This window comes from Allosediminivita pacifica, from assembly GCF_003054175.1.
Taxonomy (GTDB): Bacteria; Pseudomonadota; Alphaproteobacteria; order Rhodobacterales; family Rhodobacteraceae; genus Allosediminivita; species Allosediminivita pacifica.
Genome location: NZ_QBKN01000002.1, coordinates 6,226 through 27,302 on the forward strand (window position 1 = coordinate 6,226; position 21,077 = coordinate 27,302).

Sequence of the window (21,077 nt, forward strand, 5' to 3'; positions counted from 1 at the left end):
GTGAGCCTTCGGACAGATCCATCCCGATCGGTGGCGATCATCGGCATGGCCTGCCGGTTTCCCGGCGCGGCCGCGACGCCCGCCGCATTCTGGGATCTCCTGACAGAGGGCCGGACTGCCGTCGGCACGATTCCGTCGGACCGAATGGATGTGGACCGGCTCTACGACGAAAGCGCGAGCCGCATCACCTCTCGATACGGCGGCTATCTCGACTCGATCGACCAATTCGACGCGGGCTTCTTCCACGTTTCCCCGCGCGAGGCCGCGCGAATGGATCCGCAACAGCGGCTGATCCTGGAAACCGGGTGGGAAGCCATGGAGGATGGCGGGCTTCCGGCCGCGCGGCTGTCGGGCCGCCGGATCGGGGTCTACGTCGGCCAGTGGCTTTCTGATTTCGAGAGCCGGCTTCTGGCCGACCCCGAGATTTCGGACTTCGAGATGACGGTCGGCAGCGGGCGCTACACCACAGCGGGGCGGCTGTCGCATCTGCTGAACCTGCAGGGGCCGAGCCTGACGCTCGACACGGCCTGCGCCTCTTCCCTGACGGCGGTTCACCTGGCCGTGCAGTCGCTGCGCTCCGGCGAATGCGACATGGCTTTTGCGGGCGGTGTGAACGTCATCCTCAACCCGCATATCACCGTGGCCTATTCCGGGGCGGGCATGATGGCGCCAGACGGGCGGTGCAAGTTCTGCGACGCGGGCGCCGACGGCTATGTCCGCAGCGAGGGCGCGGGAATGCTCCTGCTGAAGCGTCTCGACCGGGCGCTTGAGGATGGCGACCGCATTCATGCGGTCATCCGCGGCAGCGCCATCAACAACGACGGCGACACCAGCGGCAGCTTCGGCCGCCCCAGCCGCGCGGGCCAACAGGCGCTGATCGCAGCGGCGGTGGCCGATGCCGGCGTCGTGCCGTCGGAGGTGGGCTACGTCGAGGCACATGGCACCGGGACGCGGACGGGTGACCCCGAGGAGCTGGCGGCGCTGGCCGCGGTGCTGGGTCCCGGACGGGCGACGCCGCTGCGGGTGGGGTCGGTCAAGACCAACATCGGCCATGCCGAGGGTGCGGCGGGGATCGCGGGGCTGATCAAGGCTGTGATGGCCGCCAAGACGGGCACGATCCCGGCGAGCCTGAACTTCGAGACGCCGACCCCGGCCTTCGATTGGGCGTCGGAGCCCGTCGAGGTCGCGGCGTCCCGGGTCGACTGGACGGATGAGCGGCGCATCGCGGGCGTCAGCGGGTTCGGCATCGCGGGGTCAAACGCGCATATCGTTGTCCAGAACGCCCCCATGCCTGCGAAGGAACCGGCATCCGATCGACATTTGCGCGTGCCGGTGCTGCCGATTTCCGCCGACAGCGACGCGGCCTTGCGCGCCTTGGCGCTGCGCCACGCGGAGCGGATCGAGGCGCTGGCGGACACATCCCTAGCCGGCTACTGCGCGGCGGCTGCGAGCCGGCGCAGCGCGCTCGGCTTCCGGGCGGCCTTTGCCGGGTCGGACCGGGCGCGCCTTGTCGCGGCGCTGAGGACCTTCGGCGAAGGCGGCGCGGCTGCGATCACGGGGCGGGCCCCGACGCGGGGGGCGCCCTGCGTCATCATGGTGGCACCGGGACAGGGCGGACAGTGGACCGGCATGGCGCGTCGCCTGCTGGAGCGCGAAAGCGTGTTCCGCGACGCCATAACGGAGTGCGAACAGGCGCTGGCGGATCTCGTCGACTGGTCGCTGACGGAGCAGATCGCCCTAGACAAGGGCGCACCCGGCTGGCGGCTCGACCGGATCGACGTGATCCAGCCGACGCTTACCGCGCTGGCAATCGGCTACGCCCGGCTCTGGTCTGCGCTCGGCCTGCAGCCTGCGGGCGTCGTCGGCCACAGCATGGGGGAGGTCGCGGCAGCGGCGGTGTCGGGCCGGCTGAGCGTTTCGGATGCCATGCGCGTCGTGGTGAACCGCAGCGCCCTGATGGCACGGACGAGCGGCCAGGGCGGCATGGCGCTGGTCGAGCTTGTGGGCGACGCGCTGGAGCAGTGCCTTGCACCGCACGCCGGGGCGCTTTGCGTGGGCGCCTACAACAGCCCCCGCACAAGCGTGGTCTCCGGCGAGACGGGGGCGCTCGAAAAACTGCTCTGCGATCTCGAAAAGGACGGCATCTTCCGGCGCAGGATCCGCGTGGACGTGGCCTCTCACGGGCCGCAGATGGCGGCTCTGAGCGGTGCGCTGAGCGCGGCCCTGCAGGGCATCGCGCCGCAAGCCGCGACTCTGCCGATGTATTCCACGGTGACGGGGCGTCCGGCGGACGGACAGTCGCTCGAGGCGGGCTACTGGGCGCGCAACCTTTGCGATCCGGTGCGTTTCACCGATGCCGTGGGCGCCGCGCTCGACGAGGGGCCCGCCGCCTTTGTGGAGCTTGGCCCGAACCCCGTTTTGCTGACCTCGATCGAACAGATCCTCGACGCGCGGGACTTGTCCGCCGTTCTTGCCGCCAGTGAGCGGCGCGACCGCCCCGCCGAGGAGGTGATCGCCGAGTCCATCGCGGGGCTCTGGGTCGCGGGCGTCGAGGTGGACTGGTCGGCCTACGCGCCCACGCCTGCCGGCGAGGTGCCGCTGCCGCTGTACCCCTGGCAGCGCGAACGGCATTGGCACGAGGCGGCGGAACTGCGCCCGCGCTCGGCGGCTGGCACAGTCCCGCAACTGCCAGAGGAGACGCGCGCCCTTCTGCACGAAATCCGCTGGGAAGCGGCGCCCGCCCCCGCTGGCGCGGAGGTCGCAGGCGACTGGATCGTGATTGGTGCGGATATAGCTGCATGCGAGGCGATTGCCGCAGCGCTGCCCGGCGCGTGCTGTGCGACGCTTGGCGAGGCGCCGAAAGTGCTTGCCGAGACGCAGACCGCCGGGGTGATTGTCATCGCGCCGGAGGCCGATGCCGGGTTCCTGCCGGTGCAGATTTTGCAGGCGTTGAAACAGGGCGCCATGTCGGGCCTGCGGCTGGTCTTCGTCACACAGGGCGCCGTCCTGACCGGCGACGGGCAAGACGCCATCGCAACGGGACAGGCCCCGCTGATCGGCGCGGCCCGCGTGGTGGCGGAAGAGCACCCGGAACTGGCGATCCGCATGGTGGATGCCGACCCGGCCTTGCCGCTGGCGGCAAGCGCAGGGTTGATCACGGCGCGGGCGCTGTCCTCCGATCCCGAGCCCGAGACCGCGCTGCGCGGTCAGACCTGGTTCCGGCCACGGCTGCACGCGATGCGGGGCATGCCCGCGCTGCGTACCGGCTTTTCGCTGCGGACGGATGGTGCCTACCTCGTAACCGGCGGTCTGAGTGCGCTCGGGCTGCGGGCGGCGTCGACCCTCGTGCGGGCGGGGGCCCGGCACATCGTGCTGCTGTCGCGCCGTCCGCTTCCGCCGCGCGCCGAATGGCGGCAGGCGGCAGGGCACCCCGAGACCGGCGCGCGGATTTCTGGGGTGCTGGCGCTCGAAGCGGCGGGCGCCACGGTCGAAACCGACGCCGTGGATGTGGCGGACGCGGAAGCCATGTCCGCATGGCTTGCCGTCCGCGACGACGAGATGCGCCCTGCGATTGCCGGTGTCGTCCACCTTGCAACAGGCTACGACACCCGGCTGGCCCTCGATACGGAGCAGACAGACTTCGCGCGGTCCATCGAAGCCAAGCTGACGGGCGCTGCGGTGCTTGATCGCCTGTTCCCTGAGCTCGATCTCTTAATGCTCTACTCATCGACCATGACCTTCCTGCCCCACCAGGGGCTTGCCGGATATGCTGCGGCCAACTGCGGGCTCGACGCGTTGGCCGCAGACCGGCGCGCCCGTGGGCAACACGCGCTGAGCGTGGCCTGGGGGCCCTGGAAGGGTCTTGGTCGCGCGCGGCTCGACCACGTGGCCGACGAGTTCGAGGCGCGGGGCGAGCTGTCGCTCGAGGCCGCGGAGGGCGATGCGCTGCTCGGGCACCTGCTGTCGCGCGATTTCGGCGCGACGGTGTCCTGCGTCCGCATGGACTGGCCGCGCTATGCCGCGGAACGCGCCGGGCGCCCCTTGCAGCTTTTCTCGGGGCTCATCCCGCAGGAGGGCCGCACCGCGTCCACCGGCCCGGCCTTCGCCGATCTGTCCGGGCCCGAACGGCGCGCGGCCGCAGAGCGTTTCGTGCCCGAGGCCATCGCCCGTGTGCTGTCGCTCGGCACTACGCTGCCCGATCTCGACCGGCCGCTGGGGCATCTCGGGCTGAACTCGCTCATGGCGATTGAGCTGCGCAATGCGCTGGAAAAATCCGTCGGGCGACCGCTATCGGCGACGCTCGCCTGGAGCTACCCGACCGCCCGCGCCCTGATCGGGCACCTTGCCGATGACGCGCCCGAGGCCACCTCCCCGGGCCGCACTGCCGCCAAGAGCGATCAGACGGACGACCTGTCGCGCGGCCTCGCCGAGCTAGCCGAGATGTCCGACGAAGAGGCGCTTGAAGCGCTGATGGGGGGCGCGCTGTGACCGGGCACCAAGACACAATGGGCCGCGTTTCGGCGATCAAGCTGGCGCTAATGGCCCGCAAGGCACGCGAACAGGCGGGCAGCACGCTGGCCGCGGACCCGATCGCGATTGTCGGGATGGGCTGCCGCGTTCCCGGCGGCGCCACGACGCCCGAGAGCTTCTGGTCCTTCCTGCTGGACGAACGCGAGGCGGTCTCGCCGGTGCCTGCCGACCGCTGGGATGCGGCGCGCTGGCATGGCGAAGGCCCGGACGCCACCGGCAAGAGCGTGGCCGCGGGGGCTTCCTTCCTCGACCGGATCGACGGGTTCGACGCCGACTACTTCGGCATCCCCGCACGCGAGGCCGAGCAGATGGACCCGCAGCAGCGGCTGTTCCTCGAAGTGGCGACAGAGGCGCTCGAGGATGCCGGCCTGCGGTTCGAGGACCTGCGGCAGACGCGGACGGGGGTCTTCGCGGCGAGCTATCACAACGACTACGCGCAGATGCTTTACCGCGACCCCGAGGCGATGGACCTGCGCACCCTGACCGGCACGCTGCACAGCGTTCTGGCCAACCGGCTGTCCTATCTCTTCGATCTGCGGGGCCCGAGCATCTCGGTCGATACGGCCTGTTCGGCCTCGCTGGTGTCGGTCCACATGGCCTGCCAGAGCCTGCGCACCGGCGAAAGCGATATTGCCCTGGCCGGCGGGGCCTCGGTCATGATCGCGCCGGAGCTCATGGTGGCCATGTCGCGGCTCGGGTTCCTGGCCCCGGACGGGCGGTGCAAGACCTTCGACGCGGGCGCGGACGGGTTCGGACGTGGCGAGGGCGCGGGAGTGATCGTGCTGAAACGCCTTTCGGATGCTGTCGCCGACCGCGACCGGATCTGGGCCGTGATCCGCGGCTCGGCAGTCAACCAGGATGGCGAGTCGACGCTGCTGGCCGCGCCGAACGGCCAGGCGCAGGCCGCGCTGATCCGCGAGGCCGTGGCCGCCGCTCAGATCAGCGTGGACGACCTCGCATATATCGAGACGCATGGGACGGGCACCGCGCTTGGCGATCCGATCGAGGTCGATGCGATTGCCGCAAGCGTGGGTCGCAGCGCACCCGGACGGCCGGACTGCCTGCTGGGCGCGGTCAAGGCCAACATCGGCCATCTCGAGGCCGCGGCGGGGATCATGGGGATCATCAAGGCGGCGCTCGTGCTCGACCGGCGCGAGGTTCCCGCGCAGCCCAACTTCACGAAGCTCAACCCGCATATCTCGCTCTCGGGCACACGTCTGAAGATCGCCGACCGCAGGCAGCCACTGCCGCAGACCCAGGGCGCGCCTGCCGCCGGGGTCAGCTCTTTCGGCGTCGGCGGCACCAACGCGCATGTCGTGCTCGAGGCCGCGCCCAAGGTGGGCGGCGTGGCGGCTGACGAGCCCGCGGGAGCGATCTGGACGCTGCCGATCTCGGCGCGTTCGCCCGAGGCCCTGACCGAGCTCGCCCAGCGCTGGCAGGAGGTGCTCGCCACCCCTGCCCCACCGCTCGCCGATCTCTGCTTCACCGCCGCCACGCGGCGCAGCCATCACGAGCAAAGGCTGGCCGTGACGGGTGTGAGCCGCGAGAATCTGGCTGCGCGTCTGGCGCGTCGCATCGCCGAAGGATCACCGAAAGCGGCCGCCCGGAAGCTGTGCCTCGTCTTCTGCGGTCAGGGACCGCAGCACGCCGAGATGGCGCAGGATCTTGCCGCCTCGGACGCAGGCTTTGCCCGGCATCTCGACCTTTGCGATTCCGCGATCCGCGCCATCACCGGCTGGTCGCTGCTGGAAGAGCTGGCGCGCCCCGAGGTCGAAAGCCGGCTGGGGGAAACGGCGATTGCGCAGCCTGCGCTGGTCGCGCTGCAGACCGGCCTTGCCGACCTTCTGCAGCGGCGCGGATTTGCGCCCGACAGCGTGGTCGGACACAGCATCGGCGAGGTGGCCACCCTTCAGGCCGCCGGGATGCTGTCGCTGGACGAGGCACTGCGGATCGCCTGCCATCGCGGACGGATCATGCAGGACGCCGAAGGCACCGGCGGCATGGCCTCGGTCCCGCTCGACGCCAACGCGGCAGAGGTCCTGATTGCCGGGCACGCGCCCGAACTGAGCATCGGCGCGGTCAACGCGCCGGGTGAAACCGTGCTCTCCGGCCCGACCGACGCGCTGGAGGCGGCGCTGGCCGAACTTGATGCGCGCGGCATCGACTATCGGCGGCTGCCGGTGCGCTACGCCTTTCACAGCGGGCAGATGGAAGGCTTCGACGCGCGGCTTGTCGAGGCGCTCGGCGTGATCGAATGCTCCGCCCCGCGCGGCGTGCGTGTGCTGTCGACGGTGACGGGGTCGGAGATCGACAAGGCCGGCGCCCGTCACTTCGCACGCGGCATCCGCGGCACGGTCCGCTTTGCCGAGGCGCTCGGCAAGTTGGCGCGGGACGGCGACATGGCCTTTGTCGAGATCGGGCCCCACCCTGTGCTCGGCGCCTCGGTCGCGACCTGCCTAGAGGATGCCGGGATTACCTCCGCCCCGATCCTGCCGAGCCTGCGCCGAGGCCAGCCCGCCGCCGCGACGCTCGCCGAGACCACGGCACTGCTTTACGAGAGCGGTCACGACCCCGACTGGGCCGCGGTGCTTCCCGTATCGGGCAAGGTCACCTCACTTCCCCGCTATCCCTGGCAGGAAGAGCGCCACTGGCGGCAGGTGCGCGAGCCTGTGTCGACCACCGAAGGGCGTGACACCGGGCATCCGCTGCTGGGGGCGCGGCTGCCCATCGCGGCCGACGACATCGTGGTATTCGAAGGGGGGCCGGCGGACGGTGCGGAGTGGCTGCAAGATCACCGGATCTTCGGCCAGGCCATCCTGCCGGGAACCGCCGCCATGGAGCTTCTGGCCAGTGCCGCGAGACACGTTGCCGGGCCCGAGAGCAGCCTTTGCGAGTTCGCCATGCTCGCGCCCCTGCCCCTGCCCGAGGCCGGTACGGCAGCGCTGCGCTGGCAGGTCATCGCACGGTCGGACGGCGAAGACTGGCGGCTGAAGCTCGTGGTGCCCGGGACAGAGGGCAACCCGGCGCGAACCATTGCCGAGGGCCTGATCGTTGCTCGAAGCACTTCCGGGGCCGATGGGACTCCGGAGACACGGGAGCTGGATGCGTCAGATGCTGTGACGCCCGCGCGGGTCGACGCGCGCTTCGCGGCAGCGGGGGCGGAGTTCGGGCCGTCCTTCCGCCTGCTATCGGAGGTCCGCGCCCGCGACGGCATCGCGACGGGGCGCATCCGGCTTCGGGAAGCGGAGGGCTACCTGCTGCACCCCGCTGCGGTGGACGCCGGCGTTCAGCTGGCTGTCCTTGCGGCGACCGGTGACGAGACCTGGCTGCCCGTCGGAGCCGGACGCGTCACCCTTTCCGGCACGGCGCCCGAGGGGGAGCTCTGCGCACGGGCCACCCTCTCTGGCCAAGCGCGTGACGGAAGCCTGACCGCAGACGTGACTTTCCGTGACGCGTCGGGACGGGTTCTGGCCGAGCTGGCGGGCCTGCGCTTTGCCAAGGCCGACCGCGCGTCTCTCGACACGGGCGCGTCCGACGCGCCGCAGGTTTACCGGACCATCTGGCAAGACCTGCCTTCGGCGCCCGTCCCCATGGCCACTGGCGGTGCGCTGCTCCTGGTCGGCCCTCAGGCGCCCTCCGACGCGCTGGCGAAGCACTTCGCACGGCTCGGGGCCGAGGCGCGGTGTGTCGCCGCTGAAGCAGCGGGAACGGAACTGACCAAGGCGCTCGACTGGCTCTGCACCGCGCCGGCACCGCGACGCATCGTCGACCTGTCATCGCTGGCAGATGAGGGCGCTCCCGCCAGCGCGGTCGGCGACGCGCTTGCGCGCCTGCAAGTCTTGCTGTCCCGCCCCTCGGGGCCGGTCAGCCTCTCCGTCGTGACCCGGGCAGCCTTTGCCACGGGACGCGAGGCAACGCCTTCCGACATCTCGATCACCGGCGCTGCCCTTCAAGGCTTCTACGCCTCGGCGGCGACCGAACATCCCGAATACGCGATCCGCAGCGTGGACCTCGAGCCCTCGGAGGAAGTGCCGGACCCCGCGCGCCTCGCCGCCGTGCTTCTCGACGAAAAGGCGCCGGCGCGTGTAGCGCTGCGTGGCGCTGCGCGGCTTCAGCCGATTTTGGAGGAGCTTGCGCCCGAAGTGCCGCAAGGCACGCGCGCCCTCTCGCGCGCCGAGGAACAGGGCATCGACGCGTTGCGCCTGGTTCCGGCAGCTACCCGCGCCCTCGTCCCCGGAGAGGTCCGCATCGCCGTGCGCGCCGCCGGGCTGAACTTCCGCGACGTGCTCGGCACGCTGGGCATGCTGGAGGGCCTTCAGCCGCCGCTGGGTGTGGAACTGGCCGGTGATGTCATCGAGGCGGCGGGCGACACTGGCGGGCTGCGGGTCGGCGAGAGGGTCTTCGGCTATGCGCCCGGTGCGCTTGCCGAAGAGATCGTGGCGCGTGCCGACCTTCTGAGGCCAATGCCCCCGTCGCTTCCCGACGATGTCGCAGCCGGGTTGACCGTGGCCTTCGGCACCGCGTTCTACGGGCTCGACCGGCTGGCCGGGCTCAAGTTGGGCGAAAGCGTGCTGATCCATGCGGGCATGGGCGGGGTTGGACAGGCGGCAATCCAGATCGCCCTGGCGCGCGGCGCGCGGGTCTTTGCCACGGCGGGCAGCGACGCGAAGCGCGCGGCCCTGCGCGACATGGGGGTCGAACTAGCGCTGAGCTCCCGCACGCTGGATTTCGAGGCCGAGGTCGCCGACGCGACAGACGGACGTGGCGTGGACGTCGTGCTGAACGCGCTCTCCGGAGCCTTCATTCCGGCAAGCGTGCGGTGCCTCGCGGAAGCCGGTTGCTTCCTGGAACTGGGCAAGCGGGACCTTCTGAGCAACGCCGACTTTGCGGCGCTGCGACCCGGGGGGCGCTACCACGTCTACGATCTCGGCACTCGGATCGAGGCCGATCCGGCGCTGCTTCACGACCTTCTGGACGAGATCCTTGAGGGGTTTGCGGAGGGGATCTACCACCCCTTACCGACGCGCTGCTTCAGCCTCGACCGCGCGTCGGATGCGATGCACTGGATGGCTGCGGCCCGGCATTCTGGCAAGATCGTTCTGCGCGTCCCCCCGCGCCCCGACATGCAACTTGGCGGCGATGCGACCTACTGGATCACCGGCGGGCTCGGCGGGATCGGGCTGGAGACCGCACGCTGGCTGGCCGGTCTTGGCGCGCGTCACCTGATGCTGACGGGCCGCGGCGCACCGGATGAGCCCGCGCGCACCGCGATCCGCGAGATAGAGGCCGCTGGTGCCACAGTGCATGTGATGAGCGCCGACGCGGGATCGGACGAGGACGTGGCGCGGGTGCTGGGCGTGATCGCGGCAGAGATGCCGCCGCTGCGCGGGATCGTCCATGCCGCGGGTGCGCTGCGCGACGGGCCGGTGGCCACCCGCACGTCCCAAGACCTTGCCGAGGTCTTTGGCGGCAAACTGCGTGGGGCGATGCTTCTTGACCGGAAGACGCGGCACCTGCCGCTGGATTTCTTCGTCCTCTATTCCGCCGCCGCAACCACGCTCGGCGCGCCCGGTCAGTCGCTCTATGCCGCCGCGAACGCGGGGCTTGATGCGCTGGCCGAAGCCCGGCGCCGCGAGGGACTGCCGGGCCTTGCCGTGGCTTGGGGGCTCTGGACGGGGGCCGGCATGGCTGCGCGGCTTGCCGGGGCAGGCACGGATACCTGGGGGCGGCGGGGACTGAAGGGGATCGGGGCGGACAACGCCTTCGCACCTGTTTCGGCACTTCTGCGCGCGGCGACACCTGCAGCCATGGTCGCCGCAGTGAACTGGCGTCGGTTCGTCGCGGCCGCCCCTGCGGGCCTCGACCTTGCGCCCTTCCGTGCGCTTGCGGGCCCCGCCGAGACCTCTCCCGTCCGCCCTGCACCGTCCGTCCCGCGCAAGGACCTACGCGCCCGCCTTGCCGGGCTCGACCGCGACGCGGCCTTGGCAGCGCTCGGCCGCGTGATCGACGAGGCCGCGAAGGACATCATCGGCCTTGGCTCCGCCGCCGATCTCGATCCCGGGCGGCCATTGAAAGAGGTGGGGCTGGATTCGCTCATGGCCGTCGAGCTGCGCAATGCGCTGGTGAGGCAAACCGGCCTCGACCTCTCGGCGACACTGCTCTTCGATTATCCGACCCCGGCAAGACTGGCCGAACACCTCGCCCCCCGGCTGGGCATCGCCGCGGCGCCTGCCGCCGCGCCCGCCCCGCAGCCCGACGACATGGACGGGCTTTCCGACACCGATCTCGAAGCCCTGCTGGAGGCCGAGTTGGCCCTTTCCGGCACCGACACCGCCGTAGCCCGAAGGGACCGCAGATGACGTCAGCCTCCGACCAGATGAAGCGCGCCCTGCACGAGATCCGCCGTCTGCGACGGGAACTCGAAGAAGCCACCCATCACCGTGCCGAGGCGGGCGCCGTGGCGATCGTCGGCGCGGGATTGCGGCTGGCCGGCGGCATCGTGGACCTGCCCGCGCTCGAAGAGGCGCTGGAAACCGGCCGCAACCTTGTCGGCCGCGTGCCGCCTGGCCGCTGGCGTCGCGAGGACCTGCCGGCGGACCTTGGAGAGGCCGCCGACCACGGCGCCTTCGTCGAGGACATCGACCAGTTCGGGCCCGAGTTCTTCGGCATTTCCGGCGCCGAGGCCGCCAGCATGGATCCGCAGCAGCGGCTGCTGCTGGAGGTGGGCTGGGAAGCGCTCGAAGACGCGGGCCACGCACCGGACAGCTTCTCGGACCGGGCGCTCGGCATCTTCGTGGGCATGGCCAACAGCGACTATGGCCGAATGCTGCTTTCCGACATTCCCGCCATCGATCCGTATTTCACATCCGGGTCGTCGTTTTCGGTGGCCGCCGGACGGCTGGCCTATTTCCTCGGCGCCACGGGGCCGGCCATCTCGGTGGACACGGCCTGTTCCTCGTCGCTGGTCGCTTTGCACCTGGCGCGGCGGTCGCTGGCCGCCGGCGAATGCGAGGTGGCACTGGCGGGCGGGGTCAACCTGATGCTTTCGCCCGAGGTGCACGTGAACTTCGCGCGCGCCGGGATGCTGGCGCCGGACGGGCGCTGCAAGACCTTCGACGCCGAGGCCGATGGCTACGTCCGGGGTGAAGGCTGCGTTCTGTTCACGCTGCGCCGGCTCGAGGATGCCTTGGCCGGTGGCGACCGCATCCTTGGCGTGATCCGGGGCAGCGCGGTGAATCAGGACGGCCGCAGCAACGGGCTGACCGCGCCGAACGGACCCGCGCAGGAGGCCCTGATCCGCGAGGCGCTGCACGATGCCGAAGTGGACCCCGAGGACGTCGGCTACGTCGAGGCGCACGGAACGGGTACGAGCCTCGGCGATCCGATCGAGCTGAATGCCCTCGGGCGGGCCTACGGGCGCGACCGGCCGAACGCGGCGCCGCTGGTAGTGGGCTCGGTCAAGACCAACCTCGGTCATCTGGAGTCCGCCGCCGGGGCTGCTGGGGTGCTCAAGGCGCTTCTGGCGCTGCGGTCGGGACGCATTCCCGCGCACCTGAACTTCGGCAGGCCAAACCCGCACATCGCATGGCCAGCCATGTCGCTGCGCGTGCCGGCCAAACCCGTGGACTGGCCCGAAGGTGCAGAACGCATTGCCGGGGTCAGTTCATTCGGGTTCAGCGGCACGAATGCGCATCTGATCCTCGGCGCCGCGCCGGAGGTCCCTGCGGCGGCGCCCGAGACCGGGCTGCCCTGCCACCTGTTCACCCTTTCGGCAAAAACCGACACCGCCTTGCGGACGCTTGCCGCGCGCACGGCGACTGCGGCTTCGGTTTCCAACGCACGGATCGCCGACATCTGCCACACGGCGAACGCGGGTCGGGCCAAGATGCCTCACAGGCTGGCCCTGGCGGTGCGAGACGCTGACGAACTGGCTGCGACCCTCGGGGGTTTTGCGGCGGGCCAGAGGGGAGCGGGCCTGCGCTCAGGCCTTGCCCAGACCGGCCGAAAACCCAAGGTGGCCTTTCTCTTCACCGGCCAGGGCGCGCAGCATCCCGGCATGGGACGCGCGCTCTACGAGACCCAGCCGGTCTACCGCGAGGCGATCGACGCCTGCGCGCGCGCACTAGGCGACGCGATCCCCGGCGGGCTGGACGCCGCGCTTCACGAGGCGGAAGACGCCTCTCTCATCCGCGCGCCGGGGATCGCGCAGCCCGCGCTATTCGCCCTCGAATACGCGCTGGCGCGGCTCTGGATGTCCTTCGGCCTGCGGCCCGACGCGCTTTGCGGTCACAGCCTGGGTGAAATCGTGGCGGCGACCATCGCGGGTGTGATGCCGCTCGAGGATGCGCTCGCACTGGTGGTTGCCCGCGGACGCCTGACCGCACGCGTTGCAGAGGACGGCATGATGGCAAGCGTCTTTGCCCCGCGCGAGGCGATCGAACCGCTGCTTGCCGGTGCCGAACGGGTCGGGATCGCCGCCCTGAACACGCCGCGCAACCATGTGCTGAGTGGACCTGCGCCGATGCTTCAGGCCATCCTCGACCGCCTCAGGGCCGAGGGTATCCGCGTCGAGCCGCTCCAGATCGCCTTTGCAGCGCATTGTCCGCTGGTCGATCCGATCCTGGGCGAGTTCCGCGAGGCCGCGCGCCAGATTCAGTACTCTCCTCCGAAAATCCCGCTCGTGTCGAACCTCACCGGCGGCTTCGCGCCCGAGAGCCTTGCCTCGGCACGGCACTGGGTCGAGCACCTGCGCCAGCCGGTCCGCTTCTCGGATGGGATCGCGACCCTGCTCGACGCGGGGATCACTCATTTCGTCGAGATCGGGCCGCATCCCGTGCTCTCGACCATGGCGTCCGAGTGCGCCGAGCTTTCCGGGCGCCCACTTCCCACCGTGCTGCCGTCGCTGCGCCGTGACGGCGAACCCGGACGAGAACTTGCCGAGAGCCTTGGGCAGCTTTTCGTGGACGGGGCGCCCGTCGATCCCGATGCGCTGCAGCCCGCTGGCGGCGCACGGAAGGTGTCGCTGCCGACCTATCCTTTTGAGCGGAGCCGCCACTGGCACCCGAGCGCGCGTCCCGGCGGCCGGCGTTCGGATCTGGCGCCCGATGCCCGCTGGTCGCGGATCGCGGCAAAGCTTGCACGCGAGGCGGAGCGCGGCCCGCTCGGCTTCGACGCCGCCGCCTGTCCAAGCGGCTGGGAAGCTCTGGGCGAGCTGACCCGGGCGCGTGTGGTTTCGCTGTTTATGGAGGCAGGCCTCTTCGGCGAGGCGGGTGCGCAGGCAACGCTGCGCGAGGTGGTGGGTGCCCTGCGCGCCCGGCCGGATTTCGAGCAGCTCGTGGAGCGTTGGCTGGAAGAGCTTGTCGGCAACGGGGATCTTTTCCGCGACGGCGCGGCATATGTCGCTCCTGTCCGCCTGAATGCCCTGGATCTTGGCGAAGCCCTCGCCCAGGCCGAGAAGGCCCTCGCCGGGAACACCCCACTGATGGACTACGTGCGCCACTGCATCGGGCTCGTCGGGCCGGTGATCCGGGGCGAGGCGAGCGCGCTTGAGACGCTTTTCCCGGGTGGCGACTTCGATCTGGCGCTCGGGCTCTACGAGCGTTCGACGACCATGCGCTACATGAACGGCCTTGCGGCCGCGGCGGTGGAGGCCATGGCCGACACCAGTGGGCGCGCGTTGCGTATCCTCGAGGCGGGTGCAGGCACCGGCGGCACGACCGCCGCCACGCTGGACGCCCTGACCCGGCGGCCCGCATCCTATCTCTTCACAGATGTCTCGGATCTGTTCCTGGACCGCGCCAAGGATCGCTTCCGCGACCGCGAAGGGCTGGAATTCGCCCGCTTCGACCTTGAGACCGCGCCGAGCGCGCAGGGCATCGCGCCCGGCAGCTTTGACGTGGTGCTCGCCTCAAATGCCGTGCACGCGGTGCGCAACCTGCCCGAGACGCTCAGGCATCTGCGCAGCCTCCTTCGGCCCGGCGGGATGCTGGTGCTGATTGAATCCACGACGCATTTCCCGTGGTTCAACGTCACCACCGGGCTGATCGAAGGCTGGCGGCACTCCGAGGACGACCTGCGCCGGGACGATCTTGCGTTGATCGACGCGCCCGCATGGCTCGGCGCATTGGAAGCAGCGGGCTTCGACCGGGCCGACGCTTGGCCCGGCGCCGGCATGGCCGCCGAGACCGTGGGACAACACCTGATCGTCGCGCGCGCGCCGCTCGACGGCGAGGCAGGTGCCGAGGCGCCCCCGGCCCAGGCCGCGCAAAGTGCTACAACCACAGGCCCCGACGTGGAGATCGCGCCGCTTGTCGACGCTATCGCCGACGCGCTGCCCCGCGAAAGGCCCCGCGCGATTGCGGATCTTGTCCGGGCCCGGGTCATGCGGCTGTTGCGGCGGCATCCGGATCAGCCGCCGCACGGCCACGAACGGCTTCTCGACCTCGGGCTCGATTCCCTCATGGCCGTGCAGCTGCGCAATTTCCTCTCGCAGGACCTTTCCCTGCCCGCCCCCCTGCCCGCCACGGTGGTCTTCGATCACCCCACGATCGACGCACTTTCCGCCTACCTCGACACGCTTCAGGCCCCACACCCGGCCGCAACCGGCGCCTCTGCCGCCCGCGCGGCCGGCTCCGCGCCATCGGCCCGCACCTCGGAAATCGAGGCGATGAGCGAAGAAGAAGTCGAGGCGCTACTCCTTGAACGGTTGAACAGATGAACACCCCCGACCCCGCCATCGCGGCCAACCAATCGCAGCTCTCGCCGCTGAAACGCGCGCTCATCGCGCTGGAAGTGGCCGAGGCGGAAAACCGCAGGCTGCGCGAAGCCGCCCGCGCACCGATTGCCATTGTCGGCATCGGCTGCCGCGTGCCGGGCGCCGACGGGCCCGAGGCCTTCTGGGAGCTGCTCGACGCGGGCATCGACGCAACCGGGCCGGTGCCTGCCGGACGCTGGGACCACGAGGCGTTCTACGATCCCGATCCGGACCGCGAGGGACATATCTCGACCCTCCGCGGCGGGTTCATCGACCGCATCGACGAGTTCGACGCCAAGCTTTTCGGGATCTCGCTGCGCGAAGCGCGCAGCATGGACCCGCAGCAGCGGCTGTTCCTGCAGACGGCCTGGGAGGCGCTGGAGCATGCAGGCATCGCACCCGACACGCTGCAGGGCTCGGCCACGGGCGTCTTCGTCGGCGCAACCTCGTCGGACTACACCTACCTGCAGGTCGCCTCGCGGGATCGGGCACTGCTCGACGCCCATTTCACGTCCGGCATCGCCCACAGCGTGCTGTCTGGGCGCCTGTCGTATCTGCTCGGGCTGCAAGGCCCCAGCGTAACCGTCGACACCGCCTGTTCCTCGTCGCTGGTCGCCGTGCACCAGGCGGTGCAGTCGCTGCGGCGTGGCGAAGCGCGCATGGCCATCGCGGGTGGCGTCAACCTGATGCTGTCGCCGGAACTCTTCGTGGCCCTGTCGCGGGCGCACATGCTGGCGCCGGACGGGCGGTGCAAGGCCTTCGACGCCAGCGCAGACGGCTTTGCCCGGGCCGAAGGCTGCGGTGTTGTGGTGCTGAAGTCGCTCGCCGATGCGCAGGCCGATGGCGACCGCGTGCTGGCCGTGTTGCGCGGCAGCGCGGTGAACCAGGACGGCGCGTCGAGCAGCCTGACCGCCCCCAGCGGCCCGGCGCAGGAGGCGGTGATCCGCGCCGCGCTGGAGGATGCCGGCATCAGCCCCGACCAGCTTGGCTATCTCGAAGCCCATGGCACGGGTACCAATCTTGGCGATCCGCAGGAGATGCGGGCGCTCGGCAATGTCTTTGCCGGGCGGCGCACGCCGCTCGTGGTCGGGTCGGTGAAGACCAACCTCGGCCACCTCGAGGGCGCGGCAGGCATCACCGGGCTGATCAAGCTCACGCTCATGCTGCGCGAGGGGCGCATTCCCCGCCACCTACATTTCAAGACACCCAGTCCGCATATCCCGTGGTCGTCGCTGCCCATCCGCGTCCCGGCCGAACCCGAAGCCTGGGAGCCGCTCGGCGGCGCGCGCTACGCCTCGATCAGTTCCTTCGGCTTCAGCGGGACCAACGCCCACATCGTCCTCGAAGAAGCGCCCCAGATGGCAGAGGGAAAACAGGACGAGGCCCCCGCCCTGCTGGCACTTTCCGCCGCGAGCCGCGAGGCGCTTGGCACCCTCGCCGCGCGTCACGCGGCACGCCTGTCCGAACCCCAGGTCCCGGCGCTCGACGATGTCTGCCGGACGGCCAACGTGGGACGCGCGCAGCTCGCCTACCGCGCGACGGTGTCCGGCACCACGCCGGGTGACCTGCTGCCGGGGCTCGAAAAACTCGCCTCAGGCGAGGCACCTGTCGCAGGTCCCGTCCGCGACACGCCGCGCATCGCCTTCCTCTTCACGGGACAGGGCGCGCAGTTCGCCGGGATGGGCCGTGAGCTTTACGACCGGGCGCCGGTCTTCCGCGCGGTTCTCGACCGGGCCGCCCAGCGGCTTGAGGGCCGACTGGAAACGCCGCTGCTGGACGTGATGTTCGGCGCGCCTGGGACCGAGGGTCTCTTGGACCGGACGCGCTACACCCAGCCCGCGCTTTTCGCCTTCGAATACGCGCTGGCAGAGCTCTGGGCCTCCTGGGGCGTCGAGGCTGACATCGTTATCGGCCATTCGGTGGGCGAATTCGCGGCGGCTTGCCTGGCGGGCGTGATGCGCTTCGAGGATGCGCTCGATCTCGTCGCAGAACGGGGGCGGCTGATGGACGAGCTGCCCGAGGGCGGCGCCATGCTTTCGGTCGCGGCACCAGAAGATGCCGTGCGTGCGCTGCTCGGGGACGAGGCCGATGTCGCCGCCGTCAATGCTCCGGATCAGACCGTGGTTTCGGGCGCGCGGGACGCGCTGGACAGATTTGCAGAGCTGCTGACCGACCGCGGGATCGACTTTCGCTGGCTGCCTGTCTCGCACGCGTTCCATTCGCGGCTGGTCGACCCGGCGCTTGATGCCTTCGAGGCGACCGCCTCCGGGATCTCCTTCGGCGCGCCAAACCGGCGCCTCATCTCGAACCTGACGGGGCGCAGCGTCGGTGCGGAAACGATCGGCAGACCGGCCTACTGGCGCCGGCACATGCGCGATCCCGTCCGCTACGCCGAGGGCGCTGCAGAGATCGCCCGCCTTGGCGCGACCGTCCTGGTCGAGATCGGGCCGCAGCCCGTGCTGACGACGCTTGCCCGCGAGACACTGGCCGTCGAAGGCACGGGGGACGGCATGGCGTTCCTCGCCTCGTTCCGGCGCGGGCGCGGCGAGTGGGAACAGATGCAGGCGGCGCTCGGCGCGCTCTGGACGTCGGGCGTCCGGGTGGACTGGCACGAGGTCGAGCGTCTTCGCGGCGGTCAGGTCACCGATCTGCCCACCTATCCCTTTGCGCGCGACCGGCACTGGATCGCGCCCCGTGCCGAGGCACAGGGGGCGCCAGCCCCCACCGGACTCAGCGGCGCGCCGCTGCCCGTGGCGCTTGGCGGAGTCGAAATCCGCGCCGGTGAAATTTCGGTCGCAAGCTCCGACTGGGCCGGCGATCACGTGGTCAACGGGGGCGTTATTCTGCCCGGCGCGGCTTTCCTGTCGATGATGGCCGCTGCACAGGCTGGCGCGCTGGAGGACGTGGTTTTCGAAGCGCCGCTGTCCCTGCCCAAAGGTGAGCGGGGCACAGCGCTTCAAACCATCCGCCACGACGACCGGATCGAGGTATTCAGCCGCGCGGACGGGGAGGACGACTGGACGCGTCATGCGACTGCACGTTCCGCCGAAGCGCAGCCGATCGAGACGCCCGCCGGGCCGCGACACGGGAGGGAGATCAACCCGGAAGGCTTCTACGAGGGCCTCGCCGCTCGCGGCATCGGGCTTGGCCCCGCGTTCCGGGTTATCCAGCGGCTTCAGGCCGCAGAAGACATGGCTTTCGGCGACATCGCGCTGCCCGAAGCAATCCGGGCAGAGCCCGGCCTGCCGATACATCCGCTGCTTCTGGACGGCTGCCTGCAGCTGATCGCCGCGACTGGCGCCGCGCGGGAGACCGGAGGCGGGGCCTTCCTGCCTTTCGCCATCGACCGCGCGCAAATCGGGTCGGATCCCGGCCGGAAAACCCGTGCCCGGGTCAGCGTCCGCCGCGCGGGGGCGGACATTCTGGCGGCAGACATCCGTGCGGAGGCCGAGGACGGCACGCCTGTGCTGGCTTTGACGGGCCTGCGCCTGCGGCGGCTTTCCACGCAACCCGCTCTGACGGCAGCCGGGCGGCCGCTTTCTGAGGCGCTCTACGTCACCGACCGGGTCGCGCGTCCGGTATTTCCCACCCCGGCCGAACTCGTCGACGCCGCCACCCTGCACAGCGCCGCGCTGGCCGACCATGCCGGGCTTGCCGCCTATGACCGCTTTGCCGAGGGCATGGACGCCGCCTGCGTCGAGATCCTGCGAGACTGCTTCGCGAAGCTCGGGTGGCAGCCGGAGCCGGGGGCGCACTTCGACGCGGAGACGCTTGCCGATGAGTTCGGCATATCGACCGCCCATCGGCGCCTTTTCACAAGGTTGCTTGGCATCCTTGCCGAGGCTGGCGACATCCACCACGAGGGAGCGGGCTGGACGGTCCAGCACCGGCCCGAACCACGACAGGTGGCCGGTGAGCTGCGCCAGCTTGCCCCTCGCGCGGCCCTGCCCGAGGTGGAGATGCTTCTGCGCGCCGGAGCCGGGCTGCAAGACGCCCTGCGTGGACGCACCGACGCGCTGGAGTTGCTGTTTCCCGGCGGCGACACCAGCACCGCCGAAGAGCTTTACGGCGCGGTGCCGACCTCGACCTATTTCAACGGTCTGATCGCCGAGATCCTGGCCAGCCTCGCCGCGTCGAACCGTCCGCTGCGCATCCTCGAGATCGGCGGCGGCACGGGCGGGACCACCGCGCGTGTTCTCGAACGGCTTCCGGAGGGAGTTGACTACACCTTCACCGACGTGGGGCCGAGCTTTGTCGACCGTGCACGGGAGCGGTTCGGGGACCGGGACGGCATGCGTTTCCAGGTGCTCGACCTCGAGCGCGATCTGGTGTCGCAAGGCATCGAGGCGGGCTCGGTCGATGTGGTGATCGGCGCGAACGTGGTTCACGCGACCCGCGATCTTGCAGCGACGCTTGGTCGGATCAGCGATGTCATGGCCCCCGGCGGGCGGCTGGTCCTGCTCGAGGTCACGACCCCGCAGCGCTGGTTCGACCTGACGGTCGGACTGACCCCCGGATGGTGGCTCTATTCGGATACAGATTTGCGCAGCGAGGGCCCGCTGCTTGATCGGGAGCGATGGCTCGACGTGCTGAGGTCGGCGGGCTTCTCGGCGCCCGCGGCGCTCGACGGCGACCCCGCGATGCCGGGAAGCCGCGGGCGGCAGGCGGTTCTGGTGGCAGAGCATCTCGGGACGTGTGGACAGCATTGGCTGATCGTACCCGGCGGCGACAACCTTGCCCGGCCCTTGGCCGAAGCGCTCTGGGCCGTGGGGGAACAGGCCGAGGTACTTGAAGGGCACCTATCCGCAGTGACAGGAGCGGCGCCCGACCAGGTGGTTATTCTCGGCGGCTCCGAGGACCTTTCGGCGGCCGAGCGCGTGGCAAACGCGCTGGAAGCCGTGCAAGAGGCGGCGAAGGCCCAGCCCGCGGCCCGGCTGACGCTGATCACCCAGGGCGCCGAGCCTGTCGAGGGCCGCCACGACACGCCGCGCGCCGGTGAAGCGGGCGTGGCCGGGCTGGCGCGCAGTGTCGCGCTGGAACTGCCCGACGTGAGCTGCCGTCGGATCGAACTCGCCCCCGGCAGCGCGGACGTTGACGCGATTGCCGCGGTCCTGCTCGACGGGGGCGATGAGCCCGAGGTGATCTTGCACGGCGCGACCCCGGAGGTGACCCGGCTCCAGCCCTGGACGGCGCCCGCCGCGCCTGAGGTGCCGCAAGAGCCCTGGGGGCTTGAGGCCACCCTGCCCGGCACGCTGGAGCACCTCGAATGCCGGCCCCGCGCCCGCCGCGCGCCCGGACCAGGTGAAATCGAGATCGAAGTCGAGGTCGCAGGCCTGAACTTCCGCGACGTTCTGAACGCACTTGGCGAGTATCCCGGCGCGCCGCCGCTCGGCGGCGAATGCGCGGGCCGCGTGGTGGCGGTCGGCGACGGTGTGACCGGGCTTGCGCCGGGCGATGCCGTGATCGGCATGGTGCCGGGCGCGCTCGGCTCGCACGTGACCCTGCCCGCCGCGCTTGCCACGCCCCTGCCCGAGGGGTTCGACATGGTCGATGGCGCGGCCTTTGCCATCCCCTTCGTGACCGCGGACTACTGCCTGCGCGAACTGGGGGACATCGGACCCGGCGACCGCGTGCTGATCCACGCGGCGGCGGGCGGTGTCGGCATGGCCGCAGTACAGATCGCCCACGCCGCCGGGGCCGAGGTGTTTGCCACCGCGGGGTCGGACGAAAAGCGCGACGTGGTCCGCGGGCTCGGCGTGGCGACGGTGATGGATTCTCGCACACCCGCCTTTCT

4 protein-coding genes (1 of these 4 running past the window's edge) are annotated in these 21,077 nt (G+C 70.6%); all 4 read left to right on the forward strand.

Features of this window, described 5'->3' with window-relative positions:
• Tightly spaced (each overlapping or abutting the next), the 4 genes in view from C8N44_RS01725 to C8N44_RS01740 form a layout consistent with a single transcriptional unit that may run on beyond the window.
• Window positions 1–4,488, forward strand: a complete 4,488-nt coding sequence (locus tag C8N44_RS01725) for a type I polyketide synthase (protein WP_158273980.1) — start codon at window positions 1–3, stop codon at window positions 4,486–4,488.
• Window positions 4,485–10,889, forward strand: a complete 6,405-nt coding sequence (locus C8N44_RS01730) for a type I polyketide synthase (protein ID WP_158273981.1) — start codon at window positions 4,485–4,487, stop codon at window positions 10,887–10,889. The genes C8N44_RS01725 and C8N44_RS01730 overlap by 4 nt, the downstream gene beginning before the upstream one ends.
• Window positions 10,886–15,247: a type I polyketide synthase gene (locus C8N44_RS01735; RefSeq protein ID WP_107974448.1), complete on the forward strand. Its 4,362-nt coding sequence runs from the start codon at window positions 10,886–10,888 to the stop codon at window positions 15,245–15,247. The genes C8N44_RS01730 and C8N44_RS01735 overlap by 4 nt, the downstream gene beginning before the upstream one ends.
• Window positions 15,244–21,077 carry the 5' portion of a type I polyketide synthase gene (locus C8N44_RS01740; protein WP_107974449.1) on the forward strand. 1,639 nt of this gene lie beyond the right edge of the window, so only the first 5,834 of its 7,473 coding nucleotides appear in the window; it begins with the start codon at window positions 15,244–15,246; its stop codon lies off the right edge, out of view. Before C8N44_RS01735 ends, C8N44_RS01740 begins: the two co-directional genes overlap by 4 nt.